The sequence below is a fragment of the Bradyrhizobium sp. USDA 4473 genome (genome assembly GCF_054063335.1).
The window spans coordinates 2078056-2102593 of sequence record NZ_JBSSGE010000001.1; the positions used below are offsets into that span (position 1 = coordinate 2078056).

A 24538-nucleotide genomic window follows, 5' to 3' on the forward strand; every position below is an offset into this window, starting at 1 on the left:
TCGCGGCGATCCGCAGAATTCAATTGCAACATTTCTGAAAAGGTGGGAATCTCACCGACACTCATTGCGGTATTGCGTTGATTTTTTCTCCCGTTCAGGGATTTCGCCGGTGCGCGCGATCATCTTGCCTGCTGCCGTCAGCAGCTCCCTCAACACGGACAGGAACGGATCGGCATGAGCCACCAAGCTCTCGTGACGGTCATTCTCGCGGGCCTGGTTGTGATTGCGTTCGGACTGTTCTGGTGGGTCGGCCGCTACTCCGATCGCGTCTTTGCCAACCGGTTTCCCACCCGCTTTCCGGAGAAGACGTTGAGCTACACCGGCGGCCAGCTCGGCACGCTGGTACAGTCCAATCTGCGAATGAAGTACGTCTTCCCGATCCTGTTTCCGCTCGACCTCATCGTCATGCTGGCGCTGGCGGGTGCGATGGGCGCGGCGTCATCGCACTGGCTCAACCAGATCCATCCGTCCGCGGCGTGGCTCGGCCTGGTCGTGCCGGCGGTGTACCTGCTCAGTGACCTGATCGAGGATTGCCTGCTGGCCTGGCTTCTGCTGCACGGCAACCCGCATGCAGCGGCGCGCTCCGTCTCGGTGCTGAAGGCGATCACGACGATCAAGCTGGTCAGTGTCACCGCCTCGATCGCGCTGACGCTGATTGCATTCGTCGGGTGGCTGTTCCACGCCGAGTCGCTTGCCATCTAGGCTAGGCGGCCAAATCTCGATGATATTGCGTTGAATCGGCGTCGCGCTTTGGCTCCTTGTTTGAGCATGATCTTTCCGGAAAACCGCTTCGCACTTTTCCGGATCATGCTTTAGCGGCCTATTGATAGGTCGCGACGATGTCCGACACCGCGCGCTCGAGCTGCTGGGCTGTCGCGCATTGGCGCACCACGGTGCAGAAGGTTGCGTATCGCGGCATCTCGGAATCGCCAAAGCCCCAGACCATGCGGCCCTCGGGATTGAGCCAGACCAGCCGCTTCGACCGTTCGCCGATGCGGCGCAGGATGTCGGCACGGGGATCGAGGTTGTTGCTGCGGGCATCGCCCAGCACGATCACGGTGGTCTGCGGCGTGATCGCGCTCATCCAATTGTCCTCGAAATCGGCGAAGGAGTTGCCGTAGTCGGACGAGCCGAACCCGACCTTGGACATGATCTCCTTCATCGCCTCCTCCGGCGATTTCGATTCCAGGATGTCGCTGACCTCGATCAGATGGCCCGAGAACGCGAACGAGCGGACGTCGTCGACCACCTCTTGCAGGCTGTGGATCAGGAGCAGGAAGAAATCCGAGACGCGGGCGACGGAGCCGGAGACGTCGCACAGCGCGACGATCTTCGGCCGGTCGCGATGCTTGCGCTTCCAGGCGGTGAGGAACGGTACGCCGCCCCAGGCCGCGTTCCGCCGCAGCGTGCGGCGGACGTCGAGATGGCCGCGGCGCTGGCGCTTGCGCGGTTTGGAATAACGTTCGCGCAGCCGGCGCGCGATCTGGCGGATCAGCGTCCGCATCTGCTCGACCTGCCGCGGCTCGATCCGCGCCAACGGCGCGTTGCGCAGGATCTCGTTGCGCAGGTTCTCGGCTTCCTCGCGGCCGTACAGCAGCAGAGCCTGCGAGACCGCGTCGCGCACGGTGCCGCGCAGGCCGTTGAGCGCCTCCTGCAAGCGCTCGGCGAGTGCCGGATTGCGCGTGGTCTGCTCGTCGATATCGTCGCGCAGGCGCTGGATGCCCATCGCATCGAGGATGCGGGTCTGGAAGATGCCGCGCTGGGTGAAGTAGCGAATGTCAGGCAGCGAAGCGGCGCCGGAGGCATTGGCGATCGCGGTCGAGATTGCGGAGCGGTCCTGCGACAGCAGCATCTGTGCTAAGGGCCCGACATCGGCGTTGGCGGCGCCGCCCGTCGTGTCGCCGTGCTCGTCGGCCGACGGGTTGTCGCCGGATTCGCTGCCGTCGTCGGGCTTGTTCTGCTCGGCGTTCTCCTGCTGCGGCTCGGGCTGGCTGAAGAACAGGTCGAAGCATTCGCCGAGTGCGCGCTTCTCGTCCTGGGTCTTGGCAAGCGTCAGCAGGAAGGTGTCGCGCAGGATATCGCGATCGTTGAAGCCGACCTGGGCGACCGCCCGCATCGCATCAATGCTCTCGGCCGGCGAGACCCGGACCCCGGCTCCCCGCGCCGCACGAAAGAAGCGATGCAGGTTCTCGCGCATGTTGGTCTAACTAAAAACGCCCTGGCGCGACGCCTTGGCGATGAAGGACGAGATCTGCGGCGTCGCGGCCTCGATATCGGCCTCGTATTTCAAGAGCACGTTGAGCGTGTCCTTGACGATCTCGGTATCGAGCTCGCTGGCCTGCAGCAGCACCAGCACGCGCGCCCAGTCGATCGCCTCGCTGACCGAGGGCAGCTTCTTCAGGTCGAGCGAGCGGATCTCGTGGATAAAACCGACCATCTGCTTGCGCAGCGTCTGCGAGATGCCGGGTACCCGGCTCTCGACGATGCGCTCTTCCAGCTTCTGCTCGGGGAAGCCGATATGCAGATGCAGGCAGCGCCGCTTCAAGGCGTCGCCAAGATCGCGCTCGCTGTTCGAGGTCAGGATCACGGTCGGCGGCGCCACCGCGGAGACGGTGCCGAGCTCGGGGATCGTGACCTGAAAGTCGGAGAGGATCTCCAGCAGCAACGACTCGAATTCGGCGTCCGATTTGTCGATCTCGTCGATCAGCAGCACGCAGCCGGCGGGCTGCTCCAGCGCCTGGAGCAGCGGCCGCGGCTCGACGAACTCCTTGGAGAAGAACACGTCGCCGAAGGTGTGGAGCTGGTCGAGCGCCGCGGCCAGCGATTGCGCGCCGCCGAGCACCTCGCCGAGCTTGTCCTTCAGGATCTGGGTGTAGAGCAACTGCTTGGCGTATTTCCACTCATACAGCGCCTTGGCCTCGTCGAGGCCCTCATAGCATTGCAGGCGGATCATCTTCATGCCGCGCCAGGCGGCGATCGCCTTCGCCAGCTCCGTCTTGCCGACGCCGGCAGGCCCTTCGACCAGGATCGGCTTCTCGATCTGCTGCGACAGATAGACCGCGGTCGCGATCTGCCGGCTTGCAATATAGCCTTGCGCGGCGAGGCCGCTTTCCACGGCCTCGATCGAGGCGGTGGGCCTGGTGTCAGCCACGAGGATCAGCTCCGAATTTGTCTTGAACTCGGACCTGTTCTGCGCCCGTTGCGGGCAAAGCACAAGGCTCGTTCGGCCCGCAACGGCATGGAGATTAAAGGCTGGGGTAAGCGCATGGTTCCCGGGGTATTCCGCCGAGCGCAATACGCGGCGCTCAACTGGCGCAGCTCTTCACGAAATCCTTGCGCTGCGGGCCGACGATCTTCTGGTCGATCGCCTGCTTCAGGCAGTCGAGATGGGCTTGCGCCATGCAGAGCTGCATCTGGTCGTGGCGGTCCTGCCCTTTCAGGGCCTTCGCCGCACTCTGGCAGGCTGCTCGCTTCGCACCGGGCACGGGGGCCGCTGCGACGCTCTCTTGTGCAGGCGCCGCCGCCGGCGCTGCTGCCGGTGCGGGGGCTGAGGTTGATTGCGCGAAGGCTGCGACCGAAACCAGCAGCGAACCAGCCGAGACAAGGGCGACGACAAGACGTTTCATGGGATGTGCCTCCGCGGGCATGGTCCGGAGACGTGGATATCGGCTGTCCGGTACATCATGCTCAGACCAGGAAAGGATCACAATGCGATCTCGCGGTCGCGCCGTGATCCACGGGGAGGCCGACAATTAGCGGCCGCCGCCTGAATGCGGCGTGAATAGGCCGGGAGGACGTTTCACCTCAGCGTGAGGCCGGTCGCGGCCTCGAGTTCGCCGATCGCCTGCGCGGCGTTCGCGACCTTGATCGTGGTCATGCCCATCTCCCGCGCCGGCTTGAGATTGACGCCGAGATCGTCGAGATAGACGCAGTTCGCAGGATTCACCTGCAGCGCCTCCACCATCATCCGGTAGATGCGAGGATCGGGCTTGCGCAGGCCGATCTTGGCGGACTCGATGATATGGTCAAACAGCGCCATCACCTCGGCGACATACAGCGTACGTCCGCTGTGGCTGCCGATCGCGTTCGACGGCAGATTGTTGGTGATGCAGCCGGTCTTGAATTTCGTCTTGACGCGCTTCAACGCCTCGACCATTTCGGGGCGCAGGTCGCCGGAGAGCAGCGGCAGCACGTCCCTGCCGCGCACCTCGGCGCCGAGCGCCTTCGATTCCGTGGCGAACAGTTCATCGAACGCATCGATCCCGATCTCGGCCCGCTCGAACTTGGCCCAGGCGTTTTCCAGATGGTTGGCGGCGTTGGTGCGGCGGATGATATCGATCGGCAGGCCGCGCTCGGTCTCATAGCGTGCAAATGCCTCGAACGGCGAGGTGGTCAAGACGCCGCCGAAATCCCAGATCACTGCCTCGATCATCAATGTCCTGCCCGTCAAAATCCTGCCCGTCGCAAAGCGTCGGCTTCGCCTCGCGTCTTCCGGCCGTCTGGCAGGAAGATAGGGAAACGCGTGTCCGTTCTCTTTATTGGAATTGCCGCCGATCAGGCAAGCCGCCAGTTTGCGTCGAAAGACCGCCACGCGGAACGGGCTCACCAGACCATCGGCACCAGCCGATAGCGCACGCGGGTAAGGTAGTCGGCATAGCCGTCGAGCTCGGCGGTGAGCATCCGCTCCTCCATCATCGACCGCAGGCCGAGCAGCGCCGCCATCACAGGCACGATCGCCAGGCCATACCAGGATCCGAGCAGCAGCGGCGTGCCGACATAGGTCAGCAGGCCGCTGGCATAGATCGGGTGCCGCACATAGGCGTACGGTCCGGTGGTTACGGCTGCATGCCCGCGGTCGCGCTGGATCTTCACGACCGGTGCGGCATAACTGTTTGCGCGATAGGTCCGGTAGACGATATAGAACGATGCCGCGATCATGACCGGGCCGGCGCATTGCAGCCAGAAGGGCACGAGCGATGCCTGGTAGCGGATCGCGTCGAGCGCCATCAGCGGCAGCCATGTCAACCACAACAGCGGCATGATCGTCGTGATGACGCGATCCCAGCTGGCCTGGCCGCGCGCGGTGCACCGCTCCGCCAGCAGGCCCGGATCATGCCTCGCAAGCCAGGCCTCGGTGATCAGCCCGCCGATCGTGAGCTCGAGCAGGAACACCCAGGCGCCGGCCCATCGCAAGGTGCCGGCGGCGAGAAACAGGAGTGTCCCGAGACCCACAAAGGTGAAGGCGGCGCGGTGCAGATTGATGTGGGGCGGATTTCTGGTCTCATTCATGTCTCTCTCCGACGAGCGGCAACGGCCGCGCCGCCGGAATCGAGCGGGCCGTTGCGTGTCTTTGCAGCGAAGCGCGGTTCAGCGCGCAAGACCGCTCACGATCGGCGGGTCCAGTTTCGCGCCTGTCCGGAATAGACCTTGCTCGGCAGCGCGCGCGCCGTGGGATCGAGCAGGATCTTCATCGCGGTGTTGAGCCGCGCTTCCGAACGCGGCGAGCCATCATGGCGCATCTGCTGCGGAGCACCCGGGCCCTGCGGCGGCGCCATATAGGCCTGCGTTGTCGGCGGAGCGGGCGTGGTGGCGATCTTCGGACGGGCGACAACAGCTGCCTCCAATGGCAGCCGCGCGTCTGCAATGCTTGACGCTGCGGATGCTGCGTCCGCCTGCGGCGGCGGGGCGGCATTGCCGGATCCGGATTGGCGGGGCGTTCTTGCCATGGCATCGGCTCCATAGGTTGGTGATGACGACGATTTCAGGTCTTGTCTTCGTCGGATGTGGTGCGTTTGGCGATGATCGGGTTGCGGTCGCTGATCGCGGCGAGCAGCGAGGCGTGGGTCACGACGGATGACACGACGATCTTTCCGGAGCGCTCGATCCGGCGACCGTTCTGCTGCTGTGGCTGCGGACTCGTGGCGGTGGACTTCTGCATCATATCGGCCTCCTCGAAGATGGGGTGGGGCCCGGCAGCGCCGGGCCCCGAGTTTGGCGATCAGATGCCGAGGACGCCGCTGAGGGCGGGGATCGCCACCTTTGCGATCCCGCCGAGGATGTCGCCCCAACCCTGCGGGTTGACCGACCCGTTGGTCGCCACTTCAGCAATCCGCTTCGGACCGCGCTCGATGCCCTCACACTGGATCGGGCTACGCACGCTGCCGAAGGTCTCAAAGTCGTTCCTTGCGTACATGTTCAGCTCCTTCTTTCGGTTTGAATTGACGGCAACGACCGGAGGTGGGCACCGACCGGGGCCGCCGTCGCTGGACGTCGCCCAGGGGATCGCTCATCGCGTCGATCCCCTGGACCACGTGACGCCAATTCGCGCCACGTTCTGATCTCCTCCGGACGCAGAGGAGCAATCGCGTCAATAGACCTGCCACTGCCGCAGCGGCCCGACCGCGACAGGCACCACGTCGCTGACGTCGATCGTGTACTGATAGACTTCGCGCGCCTGGGTCAGGACCTGCGTCGGGTTGAAGAAGCGGTAGGTCACGTCGTGGCAATCCGAGTCCGGCCGACAGATGACGCTCTGATCCACCTCGACGGTGTCGAGCCGCAGGCCCTTCTTGGCGGCGTCACCGAAGATCTTCTGCGTGTTGTAGGCATTCATCGCCGAATAATTCAGCGCGCGGTCCTGCGGCGAGAGGCCGACGTTGCGGAACTCGTTGTAGATTCGATCGAGGAAGCCCTCGGCACCTGCGGGCCAGCTATCAGACTTGGGTCCGAACAGCGTGAACAGATCCCACTGGTAGAAGCCGCGCCAGTCGGTCACCAGCGTCGGCACGACGGTTCCGTTGAGCAGCTTGGTCGTGTTGGTGCTGTCGACCCAACCGGCCATCGAGACGCGCGCGACGCCGCCGGGCCCCGGGAATGGCGGGTTCGCCGTCGGTCGTGCCTCGGAGTCGGCCGCGGCCGCTGTCGCCTTCACAACGGTCCGGGTCGTCGCGGGATCGTCATGCGAGACCTCCTGGTGCCACAACGCCAGGATCAGTGCGGCGAAGAACCCGAGACCGAACACATCGAGCGGCTTGATCGCGTAGATCGGGATCGAATCGATCGTCATCGTCCAGGTAATGGCGTCGGCGTCCGGGAAGTTGTTGCCGGCGCCGGCCGGCGTCGCGGTTTCGCCTTCGGCCTGGTTCAGCAGATAGCGCGCCATGATCGCGGGATTATAGGGCGCCGAGGTGTCGCCGGAGTGGTCGCGCTCCGGTCCGAAAGCCGGATCGCCGCGGCCGATCAGGCTGTCGCGCCAGTTGGCGATCGCCTGCACGAAGTAATCGAGCCGGGCTTCCTTGCCGAAATCGTAGAACAGCCGGCCGATCGGGAAGGCGAGCTGACCGGTGGGCTCGGACGCAGCGCCCCGCGGACGCATGCCGCCGCGACAACCGCAGTTCGTCTCGCTCGTCCGGACCGCGGGTGCCTCGTACATCGGCAGCGCCTGCGGCATAGCGACGGGAAGCGCGTGGCTCGGCATCAGCGCCGGCATCTGCTGCGGCTGCAGCCAGGTTTGCGGCATCATGCCGGCGGCTGGCATCGCCATCTGCGGCATGACCATCTGCGGCGCCGGTGCCGGCATCCAGACCATGTCGCCGCCCGGATGAGGAGCGTGGTACGGATAAGGCGCGGGTGCCGCGATCGGTGCGGCGGCGACACTGTGATCAACGGGGACGGCCATCGCCGCTGGTGCCGCCGGCGCGGCGGGCTGCGCCTCGCTTGGCATGATCCCGGCGCTGCTTCGCAGGACCGAGCCGTCGGGCCCGAATATGCGCGGAGCCGATGGTGCAGACATTGCTGATAGATCTCCCATGGAACCCTCTCTGGTTGCAGTTGGCTGAGCGGCGGATGACGGTTGGAGGAAGGGGCGCGCGGATACTCCCCGGAAGCGGGGAGGCGCGGCCGTGGCACCCGACGGCATGACGGCGTCCGCCTGCTCGCCAAGCAGGGCGGCGACAGCCGCGGGAATATCGAGCCGTCCGGCGAGGCAGCGCGTGGCGCTGCCGTCGTTGCGGCAGGGCACCGCGCTTTCGAGCAGCGCGGCACGGACGGCTTGCGGATCGGCCTTGCGCCCGTTCTGGCGCAGGCAGGAGAGCAGCAGCGCGACGACCCCGGCGACGATCGGCGCAGCGAAGCTCGTTCCGGATCGCAGACTGACGTTGCGAACGGGTGAGGCGCCGGCGATGTTCTCGCCCGGTGCGAGGATGCCGTTCTTGAGATAGGCGTCGCCGAAATTGCTGAACGGCAGCGGATTGCCGGCGAGGTCGCAGGCGCCGACCGCGAGCACCGAAGAAAGGCTACCCGGCACCTGGACGCAGCGGCAACCGTCATTGCCGGCCGCGGCGACGATCAGCTTGCCGGCGCGCTCACAGGCGCGCACCGCGTCCATCAAGATGCGATCGGCCTGTCCGGTCGCCGATTGCTGGCCGCTGCTGATATTGATGATATCGGCGCCGACGGCCAGCGCCTGGTTGATCGCGAGCGCCAACGTGCTTTGCGAGGACGGCTCGATCTGCCCGGCGGCGTCCTCGCGATAGATCGAGAACACGGTCGCGCTGCAATTCGGCGCGACGCCGAGCACCGGGCTGCCCGGCGTGCCCATCAGCACGCTGGTGACATGGGTGCCGTGCTCGGACTGAATCGTCGGCGAAGACGGCGCGACGAACTCGCCGCCCATGGCGACGCGCGCTTGCCCGAGCGAGGGATGATTGAGGTCGACGGGACCGTCGATGATCGCGATCTTCACCGCGGGGTCGCCACCCGACGTTCGCTGCCACAAAACAGCCAGACCAGGAATGTCGGCAACTGGATTCATGAAATCATTCCCGACCGATCTGCCGCGAACTCACGCGGGCGATCCGTCTTCCACGGCAATCTGCAATTTGCGCAGCGAGCTAAAAAGCACCGGTACCTCGTTGCGTCGGTGCAGTTGTGGCAGCTCTGCCGCAAACGGCCTATTCGTCGCGGTGGATCAGAAAGGATCGAGGCGATGATGGGGCTCGATTGATCCATGAGGTCGATCGAGTGCCTGGAAATATCGATCAAAGGATTTGGTCGGGATCGACCTTGCAGCGCGACGCGCACGCGCGCGCGCCGACACGCGCCACATCTCTGCAACGATGCAGCGCCGCCGGCCGCACACGGAATTCAGGATGCCGGGGTCAGTCGAGCTCGCGGCGACGATCGAGCGTCGGTGCGGATGATGCGATCCACGGCGCTTCGCGCACCCGCCGCATTGCCTGCGCGCGGCGCGGCAGGCCGAGCTTCTGCAACACGTGATGGACATGATGCTTGACGGTCGCAAGGCTGAGATTGAGATCGCGTGCGATCTCCTTGTTCGACAGGCCCTGGCCGATCAGCTTGAGGACCTCGCTTTCGCGACGCGTCAGTCCCTGGTCCGCCTCGATCGTGTCGGTCTGGCGCTCCATGCAAAACAGCGCGCGCAGCAGGCCGCCGGAAATCTCGGCGCTGCAGGCTAGCCGTCCCGATGCCACGTCCGACAACGCGCGGCAGAGCTCATCGAAGCTGGCGTTGCGGGAAATGTAGCCGCTGAACCCGGCCCGGCCGCAGCGAACCACGTCGCGCCTATCCTCGTTGAGGCCGAGCGCTACCAGCGCGATCTCCGCATGCTCGCTCGCGATCGTGCGCACCTCGTCGAGATCGATTCCCTGTGTGACGTCGATCAGGATGACATTCACATTGCCGGCCTCGAGACTCTCGCGCAGCCCGGCCAGATCGGATACCGCCGCCGCGATGGCAAACTCGGCGTGGTTCTGGAAACTCGAGGTAAGCCCCTCGCTGAACAGCCTTATCGGCGTGACGACCGCAATCCTCATGATAATCCTCGAACTCAACGAAATGGCGGATGGAAAAAGCCGTCTGAAGCTCGACGGTACCGGCATCCAGAAAGTCATGAAGGTAAGTATGCGGTATGCTGCCAGAGGTTGTATTATTATCGGGTCGAAATTACGGCCGCAACGCGCAGGATCAAGAGAAGCAGTTCACATTCGCGCATCGTGCGGATCACACAGACCGCGATCGGATGTGTTGCGGTTCGCGACAGGGTCGCGATGCGAAGCCTGCACGCGTCTCGTCGCAGCAGGAATTTTGGCGGCGACTTCAATACCGTAGTGATCGACGTCTAGATATTTAGACAATTGACGCCCACAAATCCGGATGCTCTGTACAACAATGCGTGTTCGTCGGCGCGAAGCGTGAGCGACGCAATGCCGCGCCTCGGATGTGCTTAACACGGATGCAGATCGACAGGGTTCCATGACGAGCTTGATACGAGCGACAGCCTTTCTCACCCTGTCGATGGCAACACCGGCCTTCGCGATCGTCGGTGGCGGCGCGACGTCGACCGACGGCGTTGCGCGTGCGGTCGTCACCATCGTCGGTTCGCGCGGCAATTTCTGCACCGGCGCGCTGATCGCGCCGAAGGTGGTGCTGACCGCGGCGCATTGCGTGCAGCCCGGCGCCGACTACAAGATCGTCGAGTACGGTGCGGACCGCCAGCCCAAGCTGCAGGACGTCAAGACGGTCGCGATCCATCCAGCCTTTCGGATGCAGGCGATGACCAATCATGTCGCGACCGCCGACGTCGCGCTGCTGCAACTCGCGATGCCGGCCGCAGGCAAGGCGCCGGCTGTGCTCGGCATGCCGAACATTCCGATCCAGGTCGGCGGCCGCTTCACCATTGCCGGCGTCGGTGTCACCGTGCGCGGCGACGGCAAGAGCGGCGGCAGCATTCGCGTCGCCGGCCTGATCGCGAGCGGCAAGCCCGGCACGCTGCAGATTCGTCTGGTCGATCCGGTCGGGCAGGGCGTGCGCGACGGGCTCGGCGCCTGCACCGGCGATTCCGGTGCACCCGTGTTCGAGGACAAGCCTGGCGGGCCTGTCATCGTCGGCGTGGTGAGCTGGTCGACCGGGCCGAACGGCACTGCGGGCTGCGGCGGCATCACCGGCGTGACGCCGCTGACGCTCTATCGCGACTGGGTGATGCAGACCGCGCGGCAGTGGGGCGCGGGGTTTTAGCCCGGCGCGCTCCGGTCGAATCGCCGACGCACTCAGAATTCCGTCATCCTGAGGAGCCGCGAAGCGGCGTCTCGAAGGATCGACGGCCACCAGCCGGGCCGTGCATCCTTCGAGGCTCGCAAGAGCTCGCACCTCAGGATGACGGGAGGGGCAGGGCGGGCGCCAGACCTAATGCCCCGCTGCCTTGTTCGCGGCGGCGTTGTTCAGCACGATCAGGCCGTCGACGGCGACGCCGAGCTTGCTGTTGATCAGGAACGGGTTGACGTCGATCGAGGCGATGCGGCCATTGGCGTCGGCCATCAAGTTGGAGAGTCCGACCAGCGCCTTCACCGCCGACGGCTCGTGCAGCGCCGGCTTGCCGCGATAGCCCTTCATCTTGACGCCGGCCTTGGTCTTGGCGATCAGCTGCTTCGCTTCGGCGTCATCGAGCGGTGCACCGGCCAGCGCCACGTCCTTCATCAGCTCGATGTCGACGCCGCCGGTGCCGAACAGCACCACGGGGCCCATCTCGGCATCGAGCGAGGCGCCGACCACGAGCTCGAGATCGGCCTTGACCTGCTGCGCGATCAGGATGCCCTCGAGCTTCGGCTTGCCCTTCAGCTTCTTCACCCGCGCGGTGATGTCGTTAAACGCCTTCTTCACCTCGGCCGCGTTGGCGAGGTTCAGCACCACGCCGCCGATATCCGACTTGTGCAGGATGTCGGGGCTGACCACCTTGGCGACCACCGGAAAGCCGATCTGCTTGGCGATCTTCACGGCCTCCGCGGCGGTCTGCGCGACCGCTTCCTTGGAGATCGGGATGCCATAGGCCTTAAGCAGCTTCTTCGAGGCGACCTCGTCGAGCGCGGCGGCGCCATTGGCGGCCTTCAGCGTCTTCTCCAGCACGGTGCGCGCCGACGGCTTCGAGCTCGACGCGATGTCGGGCACTTCCTTGCGCAACCCCGCATATTCGATCAGCGACTTGATCGCGCCGACCGCGCGGTCGAGGCCCTGCATGACGGCGATATTGGGCAGCGATTTGCGCAGGCCCTTGGTGAATTCGGTGAAGCCGATCGACATCGCGCTGATGTAGATCACCGGCTTGTTGGCTTGGCCCGCCATGTCGTTGACGATCCGCAGATTGCGCTCGCGCAGCTCGTGCGGCGCCTTCGGCAGTTCAGCATCGATGATGACGATGTCGGTATCGGGATCGTCGATCATGATCTTGATCGACTTCATGTAGACGGAGGGATCGACCACCGCGGCAAAGCCGGCGTCGAGCGGGTTGCCGACGATGCTGCCGGGCCCGAGCATCTGCGCCAGTTGTCCGGACGCGCTCGGGCTGAGCGGCGCGAAATTGAGGCCGGCGGAATAGAACGCATCGATCAGAAGCCCGCGCTTGCCGCCCGACAGCGACACCGCGGCGAGGCGGTTGCCCTTCGGCGGATCGGCGTGCACGAAACACTCGGTGGTTTCGATCAGTTCGTCGAGCCCGCGCACCCGAATCACACCCTCGCGGGTCGAGATCGCATCGAACGTCTCGATCGAGCCGGCGAGCGCGCCGGTATGCGCCATCGCAGCAGCCCGGCCGCCTTCGGAGGCGCCGAGCTTCAGCGCGATGACAGGCTTGCCGGCGGCGCGCGCGGCCTTGCAGGCCTCGCGGAACACTTTTGTATTCCTGACGCCTTCGAGATAGACCACGATGACACGGATGCTCGGATCGGCAGCGAAATAGCTCATCAGATCCGGCGTCTCGAGACCGGATTCGTTGCCGGTCGTGACCATGTAGCCGACGCCGACGCCGCGATCCTCCAGCGCCTGGCGGATCGCCATCACGATGGCGCCGGACTGGCCGGCGATCGCCACCGCGCCCTGCTCCATGGTGACGATGCGGTCGTCGATATTGGTGAACAGGTTCTCGCCGGCGCTGAGATTGCCGAGACAGTTCGGACCGGTGACCGCAAGCCCGGTCTCCTTGATCGCCTGCTTCAGCTCGGCTGCGAGCCGCTGGCTCTCTTCATCCTGCAATTCGCTGAAGCCTGACGTGACGATGGTCGCCGAGCGTGCACCCGCCGCGGCGGCGTCGCGGATCACCTGCACGGCAAAGCGGGCCGGCACCAGCACCAGCACGTGGTCGGGTTTCTCCGGAAGGCTGGCGAAATCCTTGTAGCAGGTGACGCCCCAGATCGCCTCGCGCTTGGCGTTGATCGGATAAAGGCCTCCGGCATAGCCGTACTTGACCAGGTTGTTCCAGATCCGTTCGGCGTAGTTGCCGGGCTTGTCGGTGGCGCCGACCAGCACGATGTTGCGCGGGTGCAGCATCGCATGGATGCTCTTGACGATGTCGCTGGCGTCGGCTGGCGGTGCCCATCCGCGGGACGGATGAGACGCGGTGCGTGCGAGAGCTTCCATGGAGCCTGCCCTTATCCTTGTTCTGCTTGTTTCCTCTGGCCCACGGTCGATCACCGCAGGACATGATTTTTCATTGTTTTTATGGCTGATGGAAGGGGGTAGCAACTCACGCCGGCGCAAGTCAGGGCGTCGCGCGCAATATCCCGGCAGGCGAAAATTGACGCGAGTCAGGAACCCGATTCGATCAGGGTCGCGTGCAACAGATAACGCTCGGGCCCTGATATCAGCGCGTCGAACGGCCAGCAGGTCGACAGCACCAGCTCGTGCTTATCCGTGATGGGATCGATGTCGGATTGATCGAAGCGGACGACCGCGCTGCGGTCGGCCCGGTAGCGAAACATCTTGCCGTCGCTTCGCGTCACGTCGATCTCGTCGCCGATTGTGACATCTCTCAGAAAGGCGAAATGGGTGTCGCGATGCGCCGAATAGACCGCGACACCCCGCTCGCCGGCGTCGACGGTCTGCTCGACATGGCCCGGGCCGAACGCCAGCGCCTGGCCGCTGCTGCCGGCAAGCGCGATCGCGGAGGCGTGCAGGCGCTTCACCTCGATCCGGGCCACCGGCCAGGTGTCGGCCCAGCGCCACGGCTTCACCGGCTGGCCGGTCGCGATACTCTGGGCGAAGGCGCGCTCCAGCAGCACCTGCGCGAGCAGCGCCTTGGCGCGGATATAGGCGCCCTGGCCGAACAGGATCAGGCCGATGAGAGCGAAGGCGAGCGGGAGAATGAAGCGGCGCATCGTCATCGGACTCCCGTCATTGCGAGGAGCGAAGCGACGAAGCGATCCATTTTTCCCGAATGGTGGCATGGATTGCTTCGCTCCGCTCGCAATGACGCTCGAGGGAAAACTGCGCGCGCGGCCCCCGGGGGACGGATGGGAAGGCCGCGCGCGCTCTTGGAAAGGAGGAGGCCGGGGGCACCTCCTCCTTTCATCCGACGTCATTGGGGCGACGTCTGACGTCGGTTGAACACCAGAAGCAGGAGGCTGACCGTGAGCAGGATCACACCTGCGATCATCTTCAGTTCGGCATCGGTCGCGGTCTTCGGCAGCTGGATCGCGCCGGGACCTTGGGGGGCGACCGGTGACCGCTTCAGCGCGGCGAGCTGCACCTTGCCGTCGCCGGCCTCAGCGCGACGCTCGGCGGGAGCAGTCGGCAGGCTCGGGCGCTCGCCGAACAACTTTGCGAAATCCCAGCCGGCGGGCAGGTTGAGCGGCAGCTCTGCGAGCTTCAGCGGCTCGCCTTCGGGACGGCTCGGCGTCTTGTCGACCGCAACGAGGCTGGTCAGCCGGGTCACGAGCTGATGCTCCAGCGCGAGCGCAAGGATGGTCTTGTCGGCATCTGCGGGGCTCTGCTGCCGCGTGGTGCGTGCGACCTCGGCGTCCGCGATCTTGCGGCGCGCCCACAGTTTCGACAGGCCCTTGCCTTCGGCGGCGTTCGCCAGCGGCAGCGTCACGCTCCACGGACGGTCGCCGATGCGGCCCTTGATCTCGACCGAACCGGCGAGCTTGTCGAGCTTCGCGGCCAGCACTAGCGGCTCGTCGCGATAGACGTCGGGGAGTGCGGACGGCGTTAGGTCGGCGGTCGCCTCGGAGAATTTCGCGGACAGATTGGTTACCGCGGGATTCTCCAGCTTGGCGAACAAATCGCGCATGCGCTCGTCGACCTGCTCGACCGAGCCGATATGGGTGAAGGTGCCGCGGCCGAGCTCGGCCGCGCGCGTCATGAGGTAGGTGTTCGGCGCCGAGCCGATGCCGACCATGAAGACCCGCGAACGGCCGCGCAGCGCGCTGATGGTCTCGAACAATTGCTGCTCATTGCCGATGGCGCCGTCGGTCAGGAACACGACCTGGCGGACGTGGTCGGCGTCGTCATGGTTGGTGTCGGAGAGCGCGGCACGCATTGCCGGCACCATCTCGGTGCCGCCGCGGGCCTGGATCGCACTGACGAACGACGTCGCGTTGCCGATATTGCTGCTGTTGGCCGCGACCGGCGCCGGGAACAGCGTGTCCATGGTGTCGTCGAACCGGATCACGTTGAAGCGATCGGTCGGTTGCAGGCGGCCGAGCGCGTAGAGCAGGCTCGCCTTGGCCTGGATGATCGAGGTGCCGCCCATCGAGCCGGAATTGTCGATCACGAAGATCACTTCGCGCGGCAGCTGTTTCTGCTGCGCCTGCTCGACCGACGGCGGCGTGACGAAGGCCAGCAGGTAGTCGGAATCGCCGACATGTTCGCGGAACAGCCCGACCGACGGTGCCTTCTCGGCGGCCGGCCTCCAGGTCAGCTCGAAATCGCGATCGGCCGGCACCGGGCCTTCGGCAAGCCGGACGACGCGCACCGTGCTATTGGGGCTCTCGATCTTGACTTGGTGGAAATGGCTCTTCACGTCGCCAAGCGGGAAGCCGGCGTTGAGATGCACCGTAATGTTGGTCGGGTTGACCGGCGCATGGGCTGCGGGATCGAGCACGTCGGATGCGATGCGGTCGCGATCCGGTACCGGATCGGTCGTGGTGGTGCCCCAACCGCTGCCATCGGCGCGGAGGTCGACGCTTTGCACGACGAGCCGCGGATTGTAACGCGGGCCGACCACCATCGGCACCCGCAGCGAGAACTCATTGCCGTTCTGCTGCACCGGCTCCTGATATTCGATCTGTACCAGCACGGTTTCACCGGGACCGATATTGGCAACCGAGTTGGTGAAGATATTGGGCCGCTCCTGCTCGGTGAGCGCGGCCTTCTGGCCGGTCTGCTTGGCCTGCTCGTAGATCGCGCGGGCCTGCTGCCGCTCCTTGATGTCGCCGACCACGATGCGGTCGCCGACCACCATCTTCAGGGCGTCGACCGCGCCGCCCGCCGGCAGCGGATAGACATAGGTCGCTTCCACCCAGTCCTTGGTCGGGTTGCGGAAGATCTGCGTGACGCGGGCGCGCACGGTCGGGCCCGATACGGTGAGGTCTACATCGATGCCGAGCCTCAGCGCATCGCTATAGCCGTCATCGGTCTTGAACAGCAGGGAGCCGGAGCGGGCATCCGATGGCCGCAGCACCGCCTGTTGCGGCAGCTCGGCCGACCACACCGGATCGAAACTCACAAACAGCGCGGCAAAGCCGATCGCCAGCGCGGCCACGCCTTCCACCAGGAAGAACAGCGCAATGCGCATCCTGCGCGACATTCGGATCTGCGGGCTGCTGTCACATGCATCGTAAATCGTCATTTTCGTCACTCCCGAGCGAGGCTTTCGCTGCTTCGCAATCATGGAGAACGGCGGTTTTGGCGCGAGCAGAATGATCGGCAATGATTGGCCGCCGTCCGGCGCCCTCCGCCGCCGGCCGCGGCGGGTTTGTGCGGTTTTGTGATGAGTTGTCCGGTCTGCTAGACTGCGTCAATTCATGGGGAACCCGCTGCAGGATCACGATGCCGACGCCGGACAAGCAACTTTCCACCGAGCAGAGCCAGCAGGTCGCGGAGACCATCCGCGAGGAAATCGCCCGCCGCCGCATCTCGCGGCAGACGCTGGCGGAGCAGGCCAAGCTCAGCCTCTCGACCTTGGAGAAGGTGCTCGGCGGCCGCCGCCCGTTCACGCTGGCGACCACCGTGCGGCTGGAGCAGGCGCTCGGCGTCTCCCTGCGCAAGCTGCCGGAAGCGATCAAAGTGGTCGTGCCAACCAATGGCGGGATCGCACCCGACAGCCTCGGATCCTATTCCCGCCGTTCGGTGGCGCGGATCGAAGGCACCTACATCACGGTGCGCCCGTCGTTCGGCGAACCGGGCGCGCTCTACGCCTATCGCACCGAGATCGTCTGGGACGATGCGACATCGTCGCTCGGCTTCCGCGAGGGTGAGCGACAGGACGCCGACTATACGCAGTATGGCGAAGTCGCGGTGCCGAATGAATCCGGCTTCGTCTACCTCGTGACCAACCGGCACGGACAGCATCGCGTCATCACGGTGTCGCGCCCGCGCAATTCCGGCGAGATGTACGGCATCATCACGACCTTGCTCGCCGGCCGCGGCTCGCTGCTGACGCCGGTCGCCGCGCCGATCGCGTTCCTGCCGGAGAGGAACGTCGCCAAGCCAAGCCTTGGCCGGGTGTCGGCCGACGATGCCAACTTCGCCCTCTATCGCGAGCATCTGCGCCGCACCATCGACGAGCCGTTTGCGATCTTCCTGCCGGGATAGTCGCGGCTCGTGCGGCAACAAGGATGTCGGCATATTGCGATGCCAGTTCCGTCATCCTGAGGAGCGCGGCACGCGCGTCTCGAAGGATGCACGGCACCAGCAGGGCCGTCGACCCTTCGAGACGCCGCTTCGCGGCTCCTCAGGGTGACGGTGAGATAGATTGATCCGCAAAAACAACGAAGCCGCCCGGAGGGGCGGCTTCGCGATGTGTTTGCTCGTCGAGAGCTCAGCGCTAGCCGCCGGTCTCGGCACTGATGATCTCGCCGAATAGCTCCCACTGTCCGTTCTTGAACTGCATCATCTTGAGCTGCTCGACCGGTGCGAAGTCGGTCGGGCTGGTGTTGATCTTGATGCCGGGGATCAGCGTGTCGGGCGCAAAATCCTTCAGGCTGGCGGCCTGCTTCATCACGTTCTCGCGCGTCAGGTCGTCGCCGGCCTGCTTCAGCACCTGCACCATGGTCTGCGCGGCGGCGTAGCCATAGACCAGATTGGCGTCGGAGAGGTTGGCGCCCGGCATGTACTTCTCGGCGAAGGCCATGAACTTCTTCATGCCCTCGTCGTTCTTCCACTGCGGATCGGAGGCGTCTTTCAGATAGCCGGCCGACAGCACGCCTTCCGAGGCTTCGAGCCCGGCGGGCTTCATCACGGCGCCGATCGAGATCGAGACGTCGGTCATCACCTGCATCGGCTTCCAGCCGAGCTCGGCGATCTTCTTGATCGCTTGTGCCGCGAATTTCGGCGTCGAGATGTTGACGAACACGTCGGCGCCGGTGTCCTTAAGCTTGACGATGTGGGAATCGATCGACGGCTCCGTGGTCTCGTAGCTTTCCTCGGCGATGATCTTGACGCTCGACTTGTCGAGCACCTCCTTGAGGCCGATCAGGTAGTCCTTGCCGAAATCGTCATTGGCATAGAAGATCGCGACCTTGGCATCCGGCTTGGCCTTGAGGATGTACTTGCCGAAGATTCGCGCCTCGACGCGATAGCTCGGCTGGAAGCCCATCGTCCACGGGAAGTCCTTCGGGTCGTTCCACTTGCTGGCGCCGGTGGCGAGGAACAGCTGCGGCACCTTCTTGGCGTTGTGATACTTCTGCACCGCGGTCTGGGTCGGCGTGCCCAACGCGTTGAACACCAGGAACACCTCGTCGCTTTCGATCAGCTTGCGGATCTGCTCCACGGTCTTCGGCGGCGAATAGCCGTCGTCATAGGAGATCCAGTTGATCTTGCGGCCGTTGATGCCGCCCTGATCATTGATCATCTTGAAATAGGCTTCCTCGGTCTTGCCGATGATGCCGTAGGCGGAGGCGGGACCGCTATAGGCCTCGACATTGCCGATCTTGATCTCGGTGTCGGAGGCGCCGGTGTCGTACTTCTTTTGTGCAAAGGCGGCCTGGGTGGAGAGCAGGCAGAGCGCTGTGGCTACGGCCAGCAACGACAATTTTTTTGTAGTTTCCATAAAGGCAATTTCCTCGATTGATTCTGGTTGGGGACTGACGCAACGAACCCGCAGCCGGCCCCGGCAGCCGGTTGCGGGGTATCTGTGGTCGCGGCGAGATCCGGAACGCATGAGAAACGCGCGCCAGGATCACGCCGCGGTATCGGTCGGCTTCGGCTGGCTGAATTGCTGCCGGAGCGTCGGCTTATGAATCTTGCCTGTCGCGTTGCGCGGCAGGGCATCGATGAATTCGATCAGGCGCGGGCATTTGAACCGCGCCAGGTTGGCCTGGCAATGCGCGTGGATCTCGGCCGGCGTCAGCGTATGGCCCGGCTTCACGGCGATCACGGCCATTCCGACCTCGCCCCATTGCTCGTTCGGAATGCCGATCACGGCGGCCTCGGCCACGGCGGTCAGTTGATGCAGCACGCTCTCGACCTCGGCCGGATAGACGTTCTCGCCGCCGGAGATGTACATGTCCTTCCAGCGATCGACGATGTAGTAGAAGCCTTCCTCGTCGATCCTTGTGGCGTCGCCGGTGTGCAGCCAGCCGTCGGTGAAGGAGGAGGCATTGGCGTCCGGCCGGTTCCAGTAGCCCGGCGTGATGTTCGGGCCCTTGACCCAGAGTTCGCCGAGCTCGCCGACCGCGGCATCGCTGCCATCGGGTCGCACGACGCGCACTTCGGTATGCAGCACCGGCTTGCCGGACGAGCCGGCCTTGCGCGCGGCATCTTCGCGGTCGAGCACCATCACCGCCGGCGAGGTCTCGGTCATGCCGTAGCCCTGCTGCAGCGCGACGCCGCGCGCCTCCCACGTCTTCAGCAGCGGCACCGGCATCGGCGCGCCGCCGACGCCCCCGATCACGAGGCGGCTGAAGTCAGCGGTGGCAAAACTCGGATGCTGCGCCATGAACTGGTAGATCGCGGGCACGCCGAAGAACACGTTGATGCCCTGCGTGGGATCGCCGATCAGCTTCAGCGCCTCGCCGGGATCGAACGCGCGCATGATCAGCACCGTGCCGCCGGCATGCAGCACCGGGTTGGTGTAGCAATTCAGCCCGCCGGTGTGGAACAGCGGCAGCACCGTCAGCAGCACCGAGGCCGGCGAGATGTAGGCGGGACCGCCGAGATTGACGCAATTCCAGAACGTCATGCCATGGGTGATGATCGCGCCCTTGGGCTGACCTGTGGTGCCCGAGGTGTACATGATGGTCGAGATGTCATCGAGCGTGACTTCCTCGAACCGTTCGAGCTGCTTGGCCGCCGCGATGCCGGCTTCATAGGCACCGCCCGCGCCGAGCCGCACGGTGGACGCGACGTCGCAGAGTTTGGCGACCGCAAGCGCCGTCTCGTCGAGGTCGTCGTCATGGATCATCACCTTGGGCGAGGCGTCGCCGGTGATGTAGCGCAGCTCGGGGACAGTGAGGCGGGTGTTGAGCGGCAGGAAGATCGCGCCGATCCGGAAGCAGGCGAACTGCACCTCCAGCGTATCGGTGGTGTTCAGCGCCAGCACCGCGACGCGGTCGCCGCGCGCAACCTTAAGCCCGTCGCGCAGCCAGGCGGCGAGCCGCGACACGCGGGCATCGAGCTCGGCATAGCCAAAGCGGCGTCCGCTCGCGAGATCGACGAGCGCCATCTTGTCCGGCGTGCGCCGGCGATGATGCGCGATCCAGTCGTAGTAACGAACCGGCACATGTCCCTCCTCCGGGAACGACAGTCTTGCGCCGCCTGTTCCTGGCTCGATTGATGCCATGAATTGGCAGTGGAGAGGGCGTATCGGGATACTGTCTTGCGTTTAGTGGCTGAGAAAAGCCAGGTTTGGGCGCATGGCTCTTGAGCGAATCTGCCGAATACTTCAACTTTAACGATCGTTTTGAAACAGGAAATTGGACATGGGGTATCGAGACACTTGGCTCTGGCAACGAGCATTTGTTCAAGCACGCGAAGATGCGACCCAGTCAGAGCAGCAATATTTTCAGGAACGTTATCTATCTGTGCGGGAAAAGGCCGCTTCGCTAGTTGGTCGAATCCAGGCCGATATGCCAAGCATGACAGTTCACGACACTTCGCATTTGGATGCGCTTTGGGAAATGGGCTCCATAGTAGCGAGAGACAGGCTGGATCTTAATCCGCCTGAGGCGTTCGTGTTTGGCGGGGCTGTACTCCTCCATGATGCGGCTATGACTGTTGCCGCCTACCCGAACGGCCTCGAGGGTCTGAAGGAGACGCTGGCGTGGAAAGATAGCTACGCAAGAATTCTTATGGAGACTCAAGAGGGCTCGAATGAACCCATCGACCTCGCTTTAGTCGAGGAGCGTGCGACGGCAGAAGCGTTGCGAATGATGCACGCCCCGCAAGCTGAGAGGCTCCCGGGGATGTCTTGGAAGGCTCCGAGCGGCGGACAGGAATTCTTGATAGACGATGTCGAGGTCCGCCAGTTCTACGGACCGAAGATCGGTCAGCTTGCGCACAGTCATTGGTGGCCGATCGGTCGAGTCGAAGACGAGTTGGCGAACGACCTTGGCCCATTGGGAGGGAGAACGAGGAGTCGTATCGACCTGATCAAGATGGCTTGTTTACTGCGAGTTTCAGATGTCATGCACATCGATCGCCGTCGCGCACCAACTTTCCTGCGGAAGCTATTAAATCCGCAAGGCATATCTGAACATCATTGGGCCTTTCAGGAGCGGATGGCGGTCCCATTCATTGAGAATGAAGCGCTTGTCTACACCGCTGCTCCCGCATTCGAACTCGCCTTGGCGGAGGCTTGGTGGCTTGCCCACGACACCTTGGTGTCGGTGGATAAAGAACTCCGAGGTGTGGACCATCTGTTGCAGAAGCGGAGCGCCGGACGATTGAACGCAAATCGCGTGAAGGGAATTGATAGTCCCACTGAACTCGCGCGTCTTGTAGAGACGTCTGGATGGGTTCCCGTTGACAGTACAGTGCGGGTTTCCGACGTCCCAAAGATAGTATCGACGCTTGGCGGGCGTATTCTCGCTTGCGGCGGCTCAATTGGAGACTTGCCGATAGCAAGGCTAAATGGGGCGTGGCTTTCGACAAACGCTCTGCTGGAAGTCTTGGCCGCCATGGGTCAAATAGACGTCCACTTCGGAGGGGAAGTTGAGTACGATGCCGATCTAGATGAGGTGCATCCTAGGGAATTTGACGAACAGTTTGAAGAACATTCAGATATTCTGTTCGTTCCCAATGAGTATGCTGGCTATGACACAATTACTCTAACGCGATTTTTTGCGGAAGTCGCTCCGACGGAGGCACCAGCAGATCTAGAGGGGCTTGTTCGACGTCTAATTGAGGAAGCGTGGACAGACGCTTGGGAAAGTGCGGAAGATGCGGTGGTGGGTACCGTGAATGGATCGGACATTAGCAGAGAGGTAGTCAGATTCGAGAAAGCCGCTCCTATCGAAGAAGGCTAGTTTCAACATGAAGTCTCGGTAGCAAGTCAACGCAAGTCTACCTCGCTCGATGCGGACACTCTCGCTCCAGTATTGGATCCATGGAGCACCGGGATGGCAAACCCGTTCTACACCGGCGAGCATGAAGCCTTTCGCGAGGTGATGCGGCGCTTTGTTGTCAGGGAGATCGAGCCATTTGCCCATCAATGGGACGAGGAGGGCGAGTTTCCGCGCGAACTCTATGCCAAGGCGTCCGAGATCGGGCTGCTCGGCCTCGGCTTTCCGGAGGAATATGGCGGGATCGCCGCCGACCAGTTCATGAAGATCGTGGCCTCGCAGGAGCTGGCGCGGGCCGGCGCCGGCGGCGTTTCCGCCAGCCTGATGAGCCACACCATCGGCTCGCCGCCGATCGCCCGTGCCGCGCGGCCCGAGGTCAAGGCGCGCGTGCTGCCGGAGGTGCTCGCGGGCAGGAAGATCTCCGCACTCGCGATCACCGAGCCGAGCGGCGGTTCCGATGTCGCGAACCTCCGCACCAGGGCGCGGCGCGACGGCGACCATTATGTCGTCTCTGGCGAGAAGACCTTCATCACCTCGGGCATGCGCGCCGACTATCTGACGGTCGCGGTGCGCACCGGCGGCGAGGGGCCGGGCGGTGTCAGCCTGCTGTTGATCGAAGGCGATACGCCGGGTCTCTCCCGGACCAGACTGAAGAAGATGGGCTGGTGGGCGTCGGACACCGCGACGCTTCATTTCGACGAATGCCGGGTGCCGGTCGAGAATCTGATCGGCGAGGAAGGCCAGGGCTTCAAGATCACCATGCAGAACTTCAACAGCGAGCGCATGGGCATGGCGGCCGGCTGCACCGCGTCTGCGCGGGTCTGCCTCGACGAGGCGATCGCCTATGCCAAGGAGCGCAAGACCTTCGGCAAGCCGATCGCGCAACATCAAGTCATCCGGCACAAGATCGTCGACATGGCGCAGAAGGTCGCGGCTTCGCAGGCGATGCTGGAAATGCTGGCGTGGCGGCTCGGCCAGGGCGAAAGCCCGGTCGCCGAGATCTGCATGATGAAGAACCAGGCGACCCAGACCATGGCGCACTGCGCCTCGGAAGCGGTGCAGATCTTCGGCGGTGCCGGCTTCATGCGCGGGGTCAAGGTCGAGCGCATCTACCGCGAAGTCAAGGTCAACGCCATCGGCGGCGGCACCGAGGAGATCATGAAGGATCTCGCGTCAAGGCAGATGGGGTTGTAACAGAGTTTCCCGTCATTCCGGGTTCGTCCGCTGCGTGGCCGCCCCGGAATGACAAGGGATAGACCACAAGGGGAATGCCTGAGATGATCACGCTCTATCACTGCGATGCCGCGCGCTCGTTCCGTCCGCTGTGGATGCTGGAGGAGCTCGGGCTGCCCTATGAGCTGAAGATGCTGCCGTTTCCGCCGCGCGTGTTCGCCAAGGAGTATCTCGGCATCAATCCGCTCGGCACCATCCCGTTCATGGTCGATGGCGAGACCAAGATGACGGAGTCCTCCGGCATCTGCCATTACCTCGGCACCAAGTACGGTCCGACGTCGCTCATCGTCAGCGTCGACGAGCCGGCCTATGGCGCGTTCCTGAACTGGATGTATTTTTCCGACGCGACGCTGACCTTTCCGCAGACCTTGGTGCTGCGTTACAGCCAGCTCGAGCCGGAGGAGCGGCGCAATCCGCAGGTCTCGGGCGATTATGCAAAATGGTTCCTGGGCCGGCTGCGCGCGGTGGAGGCCGCCGCCGCCAAGTCGGAATTCCTCTGCGCGGAACGCTTCACCGCTGCGGACATTGCAAATGGCTATGCGCTGCGGCTCGCCAGCAATATCGGCCTTGCCAAGGATTTCGGGCCGAATGTCGCGGCCTATTGGGCGCGGCTGCAGCAACGCGACGGTTACCGGCACGCGGTGGCGGCGGAGCAAAAAGCCGGGCTGGAACAGAACGTTGCGCCGCGGGCGCGGCCTTAATCTCGCCGGCGTCGATGCGCCCGGAATGACGACATTTCGCGCCGGTGACAGTCCGCGAATTTGCGCTATGGTAACCCCGCCGCAGCGGCCCAAAGA

General features: G+C 64.2%; 23 protein-coding genes. 7 read left to right on the forward strand and 16 right to left on the reverse strand.

All coding sequences use genetic code 11. The features are described from left to right. Window positions 1-51: 51 nt before the first annotated feature. Window positions 52-183 (reverse strand): hypothetical protein, encoded by a 132-nt coding sequence (locus ACVW17_RS09720; protein ID WP_456751676.1) that lies wholly within the window; start codon window positions 181-183, stop codon window positions 52-54. Here ACVW17_RS09720 and ACVW17_RS09725 point away from each other — a divergent pair. Beyond that, window positions 175-702, forward strand: a complete 528-nt coding sequence (locus ACVW17_RS09725) for a hypothetical protein (protein ID WP_456751677.1) — start codon at window positions 175-177, stop codon at window positions 700-702. The two genes, ACVW17_RS09720 and ACVW17_RS09725, sit on opposite strands and share 9 nt — an antisense overlap. A gap of 118 nt (window positions 703-820) precedes the next feature. Here ACVW17_RS09725 and ACVW17_RS09730 read toward each other — a convergent pair whose 3' ends face one another. The 9 genes from ACVW17_RS09730 to ACVW17_RS09770 form a co-directional block, all read right to left on the reverse strand. After that, on the reverse strand, window positions 821-2197 hold the full coding sequence (locus tag ACVW17_RS09730; protein ID WP_456751678.1) for a vWA domain-containing protein: 1377 nt from the start codon (window positions 2195-2197) through the stop codon (window positions 821-823). Between the two features lie 6 nt (window positions 2198-2203). Next, window positions 2204-3151: an AAA family ATPase gene (locus ACVW17_RS09735; protein ID WP_194457917.1), complete on the reverse strand. Its 948-nt coding sequence runs from the start codon at window positions 3149-3151 to the stop codon at window positions 2204-2206. A gap of 154 nt (window positions 3152-3305) precedes the next feature. Then, a complete protein-coding gene (locus tag ACVW17_RS09740; protein ID WP_456751679.1) occupies window positions 3306-3626 on the reverse strand; it encodes a hypothetical protein in 321 nt (106 codons plus the stop codon). A gap of 173 nt (window positions 3627-3799) precedes the next feature. Beyond that, window positions 3800-4432, reverse strand: coding sequence for an HAD-IA family hydrolase (locus ACVW17_RS09745; protein WP_456751680.1), 633 nt, complete (start codon window positions 4430-4432; stop codon window positions 3800-3802). Between the two features lie 170 nt (window positions 4433-4602). Further along, a complete protein-coding gene (locus ACVW17_RS09750; protein WP_456751681.1) occupies window positions 4603-5289 on the reverse strand; it encodes a methyltransferase family protein in 687 nt (228 codons plus the stop codon). A gap of 95 nt (window positions 5290-5384) precedes the next feature. Then, the gene (locus ACVW17_RS09755) at window positions 5385-5726 is read right to left on the reverse strand and encodes a hypothetical protein (protein WP_456751682.1); all 342 of its coding nucleotides are present in this window, start codon (window positions 5724-5726) and stop codon (window positions 5385-5387) included. A gap of 35 nt (window positions 5727-5761) precedes the next feature. Further along, window positions 5762-5941 (reverse strand): hypothetical protein, encoded by a 180-nt coding sequence (locus ACVW17_RS09760; RefSeq protein ID WP_456751683.1) that lies wholly within the window; start codon window positions 5939-5941, stop codon window positions 5762-5764. A gap of 57 nt (window positions 5942-5998) precedes the next feature. Then, window positions 5999-6193, reverse strand: a complete 195-nt coding sequence (locus tag ACVW17_RS09765; RefSeq protein WP_076864612.1) for a hypothetical protein — start codon at window positions 6191-6193, stop codon at window positions 5999-6001. Window positions 6194-6367: 174 nt separating this feature from the next. Then, complete coding sequence (locus ACVW17_RS09770) at window positions 6368-8743, reverse strand: cyanobactin maturation protease PatG family protein (protein WP_456751684.1); 2376 nt, start codon at window positions 8741-8743, stop codon at window positions 6368-6370. Between ACVW17_RS09770 and ACVW17_RS09775 the strand changes: the two genes are divergently transcribed. Then, window positions 8702-9004 (forward strand): hypothetical protein, encoded by a 303-nt coding sequence (locus ACVW17_RS09775; protein ID WP_456751685.1) that lies wholly within the window; start codon window positions 8702-8704, stop codon window positions 9002-9004. The genes ACVW17_RS09770 and ACVW17_RS09775 overlap by 42 nt on opposite strands. A gap of 154 nt (window positions 9005-9158) precedes the next feature. Here ACVW17_RS09775 and ACVW17_RS09780 read toward each other — a convergent pair whose 3' ends face one another. Further along, the gene (locus ACVW17_RS09780; RefSeq protein ID WP_456751686.1) at window positions 9159-9833 is read right to left on the reverse strand and encodes a LuxR C-terminal-related transcriptional regulator; all 675 of its coding nucleotides are present in this window, start codon (window positions 9831-9833) and stop codon (window positions 9159-9161) included. Window positions 9834-10272: 439 nt separating this feature from the next. Here ACVW17_RS09780 and ACVW17_RS09785 point away from each other — a divergent pair, with 439 nt between their 5' ends. Then, entirely contained in the window at window positions 10273-11034 is a 762-nt protein-coding gene (locus tag ACVW17_RS09785) for a S1 family peptidase (protein WP_456751687.1), read from the forward strand. Between the two features lie 168 nt (window positions 11035-11202). Here ACVW17_RS09785 and ACVW17_RS09790 read toward each other — a convergent pair whose 3' ends face one another. The 3 genes from ACVW17_RS09790 to ACVW17_RS09800 form a co-directional block, all read right to left on the reverse strand. Then, window positions 11203-13425, reverse strand: coding sequence for an acetate--CoA ligase family protein (locus ACVW17_RS09790; protein WP_456751688.1), 2223 nt, complete (start codon window positions 13423-13425; stop codon window positions 11203-11205). Window positions 13426-13592: 167 nt separating this feature from the next. After that, complete coding sequence (locus ACVW17_RS09795) at window positions 13593-14162, reverse strand: class GN sortase (RefSeq protein WP_456756387.1); 570 nt, start codon at window positions 14160-14162, stop codon at window positions 13593-13595. 200 nt (window positions 14163-14362) lie between these two features. Beyond that, entirely contained in the window at window positions 14363-16636 is a 2274-nt protein-coding gene (locus ACVW17_RS09800; RefSeq protein ID WP_456797074.1) for a marine proteobacterial sortase target protein, read from the reverse strand. Between the two features lie 200 nt (window positions 16637-16836). On the opposite strand from ACVW17_RS09800, the gene ACVW17_RS09805 reads away from it, so the two are divergent. Then, entirely contained in the window at window positions 16837-17601 is a 765-nt protein-coding gene (locus ACVW17_RS09805; protein WP_456751690.1) for a helix-turn-helix domain-containing protein, read from the forward strand. A 232-nt stretch (window positions 17602-17833) separates the two neighbouring features. Here the strand turns inward: ACVW17_RS09805 and ACVW17_RS09810 are convergent, their stop codons facing one another. Continuing rightward, complete coding sequence (locus tag ACVW17_RS09810; protein ID WP_456751691.1) at window positions 17834-19057, reverse strand: ABC transporter substrate-binding protein; 1224 nt, start codon at window positions 19055-19057, stop codon at window positions 17834-17836. Between the two features lie 129 nt (window positions 19058-19186). Then, window positions 19187-20728: an acyl-CoA synthetase gene (locus ACVW17_RS09815; protein WP_456751692.1), complete on the reverse strand. Its 1542-nt coding sequence runs from the start codon at window positions 20726-20728 to the stop codon at window positions 19187-19189. Between the two features lie 199 nt (window positions 20729-20927). Here ACVW17_RS09815 and ACVW17_RS09820 point away from each other — a divergent pair, with 199 nt between their 5' ends. The 3 genes from ACVW17_RS09820 to ACVW17_RS09830 all read left to right on the forward strand — a co-directional run bounded on the left by ACVW17_RS09820 (window position 20928) and on the right by ACVW17_RS09830 (window position 24442). Continuing rightward, window positions 20928-22472 carry an HD domain-containing protein gene (locus ACVW17_RS09820; RefSeq protein ID WP_456797075.1) on the forward strand — a complete coding sequence of 515 codons (1545 nt, stop codon included), beginning with the start codon at window positions 20928-20930 and terminating at the stop codon, window positions 22470-22472. Between the two features lie 93 nt (window positions 22473-22565). Then, window positions 22566-23702, forward strand: a complete 1137-nt coding sequence (locus ACVW17_RS09825) for an acyl-CoA dehydrogenase family protein (RefSeq protein WP_456751694.1) — start codon at window positions 22566-22568, stop codon at window positions 23700-23702. An 83-nt stretch (window positions 23703-23785) separates the two neighbouring features. Then, the gene (locus ACVW17_RS09830; RefSeq protein WP_456756388.1) at window positions 23786-24442 is read left to right on the forward strand and encodes a glutathione S-transferase family protein; all 657 of its coding nucleotides are present in this window, start codon (window positions 23786-23788) and stop codon (window positions 24440-24442) included. The last annotated feature ends 96 nt before the right edge of the window (window positions 24443-24538 follow it).

What these genes read in the sequence shown, in the direction of transcription:
- ACVW17_RS09725 (WP_456751677.1), top strand. Translation starts at nt 175, where the DNA reads ATGAGCCACCAAGCTCTCGTGACGGTCATTCTCGCGGGCCTGGTTGTG.
- ACVW17_RS09730 (WP_456751678.1), bottom strand. Translation starts at nt 2,197, where the DNA reads ATGCGCGAGAACCTGCATCGCTTCTTTCGTGCGGCGCGGGGAGCCGGG.
- ACVW17_RS09740 (WP_456751679.1), bottom strand. Translation starts at nt 3,626, where the DNA reads ATGAAACGTCTTGTCGTCGCCCTTGTCTCGGCTGGTTCGCTGCTGGTT.
- ACVW17_RS09745 (WP_456751680.1), bottom strand. Translation starts at nt 4,432, where the DNA reads ATGATCGAGGCAGTGATCTGGGATTTCGGCGGCGTCTTGACCACCTCG.
- ACVW17_RS09750 (WP_456751681.1), bottom strand. Translation starts at nt 5,289, where the DNA reads ATGAATGAGACCAGAAATCCGCCCCACATCAATCTGCACCGCGCCGCC.
- ACVW17_RS09755 (WP_456751682.1), bottom strand. Translation starts at nt 5,726, where the DNA reads ATGGCAAGAACGCCCCGCCAATCCGGATCCGGCAATGCCGCCCCGCCG.
- ACVW17_RS09760 (WP_456751683.1), bottom strand. Translation starts at nt 5,941, where the DNA reads ATGATGCAGAAGTCCACCGCCACGAGTCCGCAGCCACAGCAGCAGAAC.
- ACVW17_RS09765 (WP_076864612.1), bottom strand. Translation starts at nt 6,193, where the DNA reads ATGTACGCAAGGAACGACTTTGAGACCTTCGGCAGCGTGCGTAGCCCG.
- ACVW17_RS09775 (WP_456751685.1), top strand. Translation starts at nt 8,702, where the DNA reads ATGATTGAGGTCGACGGGACCGTCGATGATCGCGATCTTCACCGCGGG.
- ACVW17_RS09780 (WP_456751686.1), bottom strand. Translation starts at nt 9,833, where the DNA reads ATGAGGATTGCGGTCGTCACGCCGATAAGGCTGTTCAGCGAGGGGCTT.
- ACVW17_RS09785 (WP_456751687.1), top strand. Translation starts at nt 10,273, where the DNA reads ATGACGAGCTTGATACGAGCGACAGCCTTTCTCACCCTGTCGATGGCA.
- ACVW17_RS09790 (WP_456751688.1), bottom strand. Translation starts at nt 13,425, where the DNA reads ATGGAAGCTCTCGCACGCACCGCGTCTCATCCGTCCCGCGGATGGGCA.
- ACVW17_RS09795 (WP_456756387.1), bottom strand. Translation starts at nt 14,162, where the DNA reads ATGCGCCGCTTCATTCTCCCGCTCGCCTTCGCTCTCATCGGCCTGATC.
- ACVW17_RS09800 (WP_456797074.1), bottom strand. Translation starts at nt 16,636, where the DNA reads ATGACGATTTACGATGCATGTGACAGCAGCCCGCAGATCCGAATGTCG.
- ACVW17_RS09805 (WP_456751690.1), top strand. Translation starts at nt 16,837, where the DNA reads ATGCCGACGCCGGACAAGCAACTTTCCACCGAGCAGAGCCAGCAGGTC.
- ACVW17_RS09810 (WP_456751691.1), bottom strand. Translation starts at nt 19,057, where the DNA reads ATGGAAACTACAAAAAAATTGTCGTTGCTGGCCGTAGCCACAGCGCTC.
- ACVW17_RS09820 (WP_456797075.1), top strand. Translation starts at nt 20,928, where the DNA reads ATGGGGTATCGAGACACTTGGCTCTGGCAACGAGCATTTGTTCAAGCA.
- ACVW17_RS09825 (WP_456751694.1), top strand. Translation starts at nt 22,566, where the DNA reads ATGGCAAACCCGTTCTACACCGGCGAGCATGAAGCCTTTCGCGAGGTG.
- ACVW17_RS09830 (WP_456756388.1), top strand. Translation starts at nt 23,786, where the DNA reads ATGATCACGCTCTATCACTGCGATGCCGCGCGCTCGTTCCGTCCGCTG.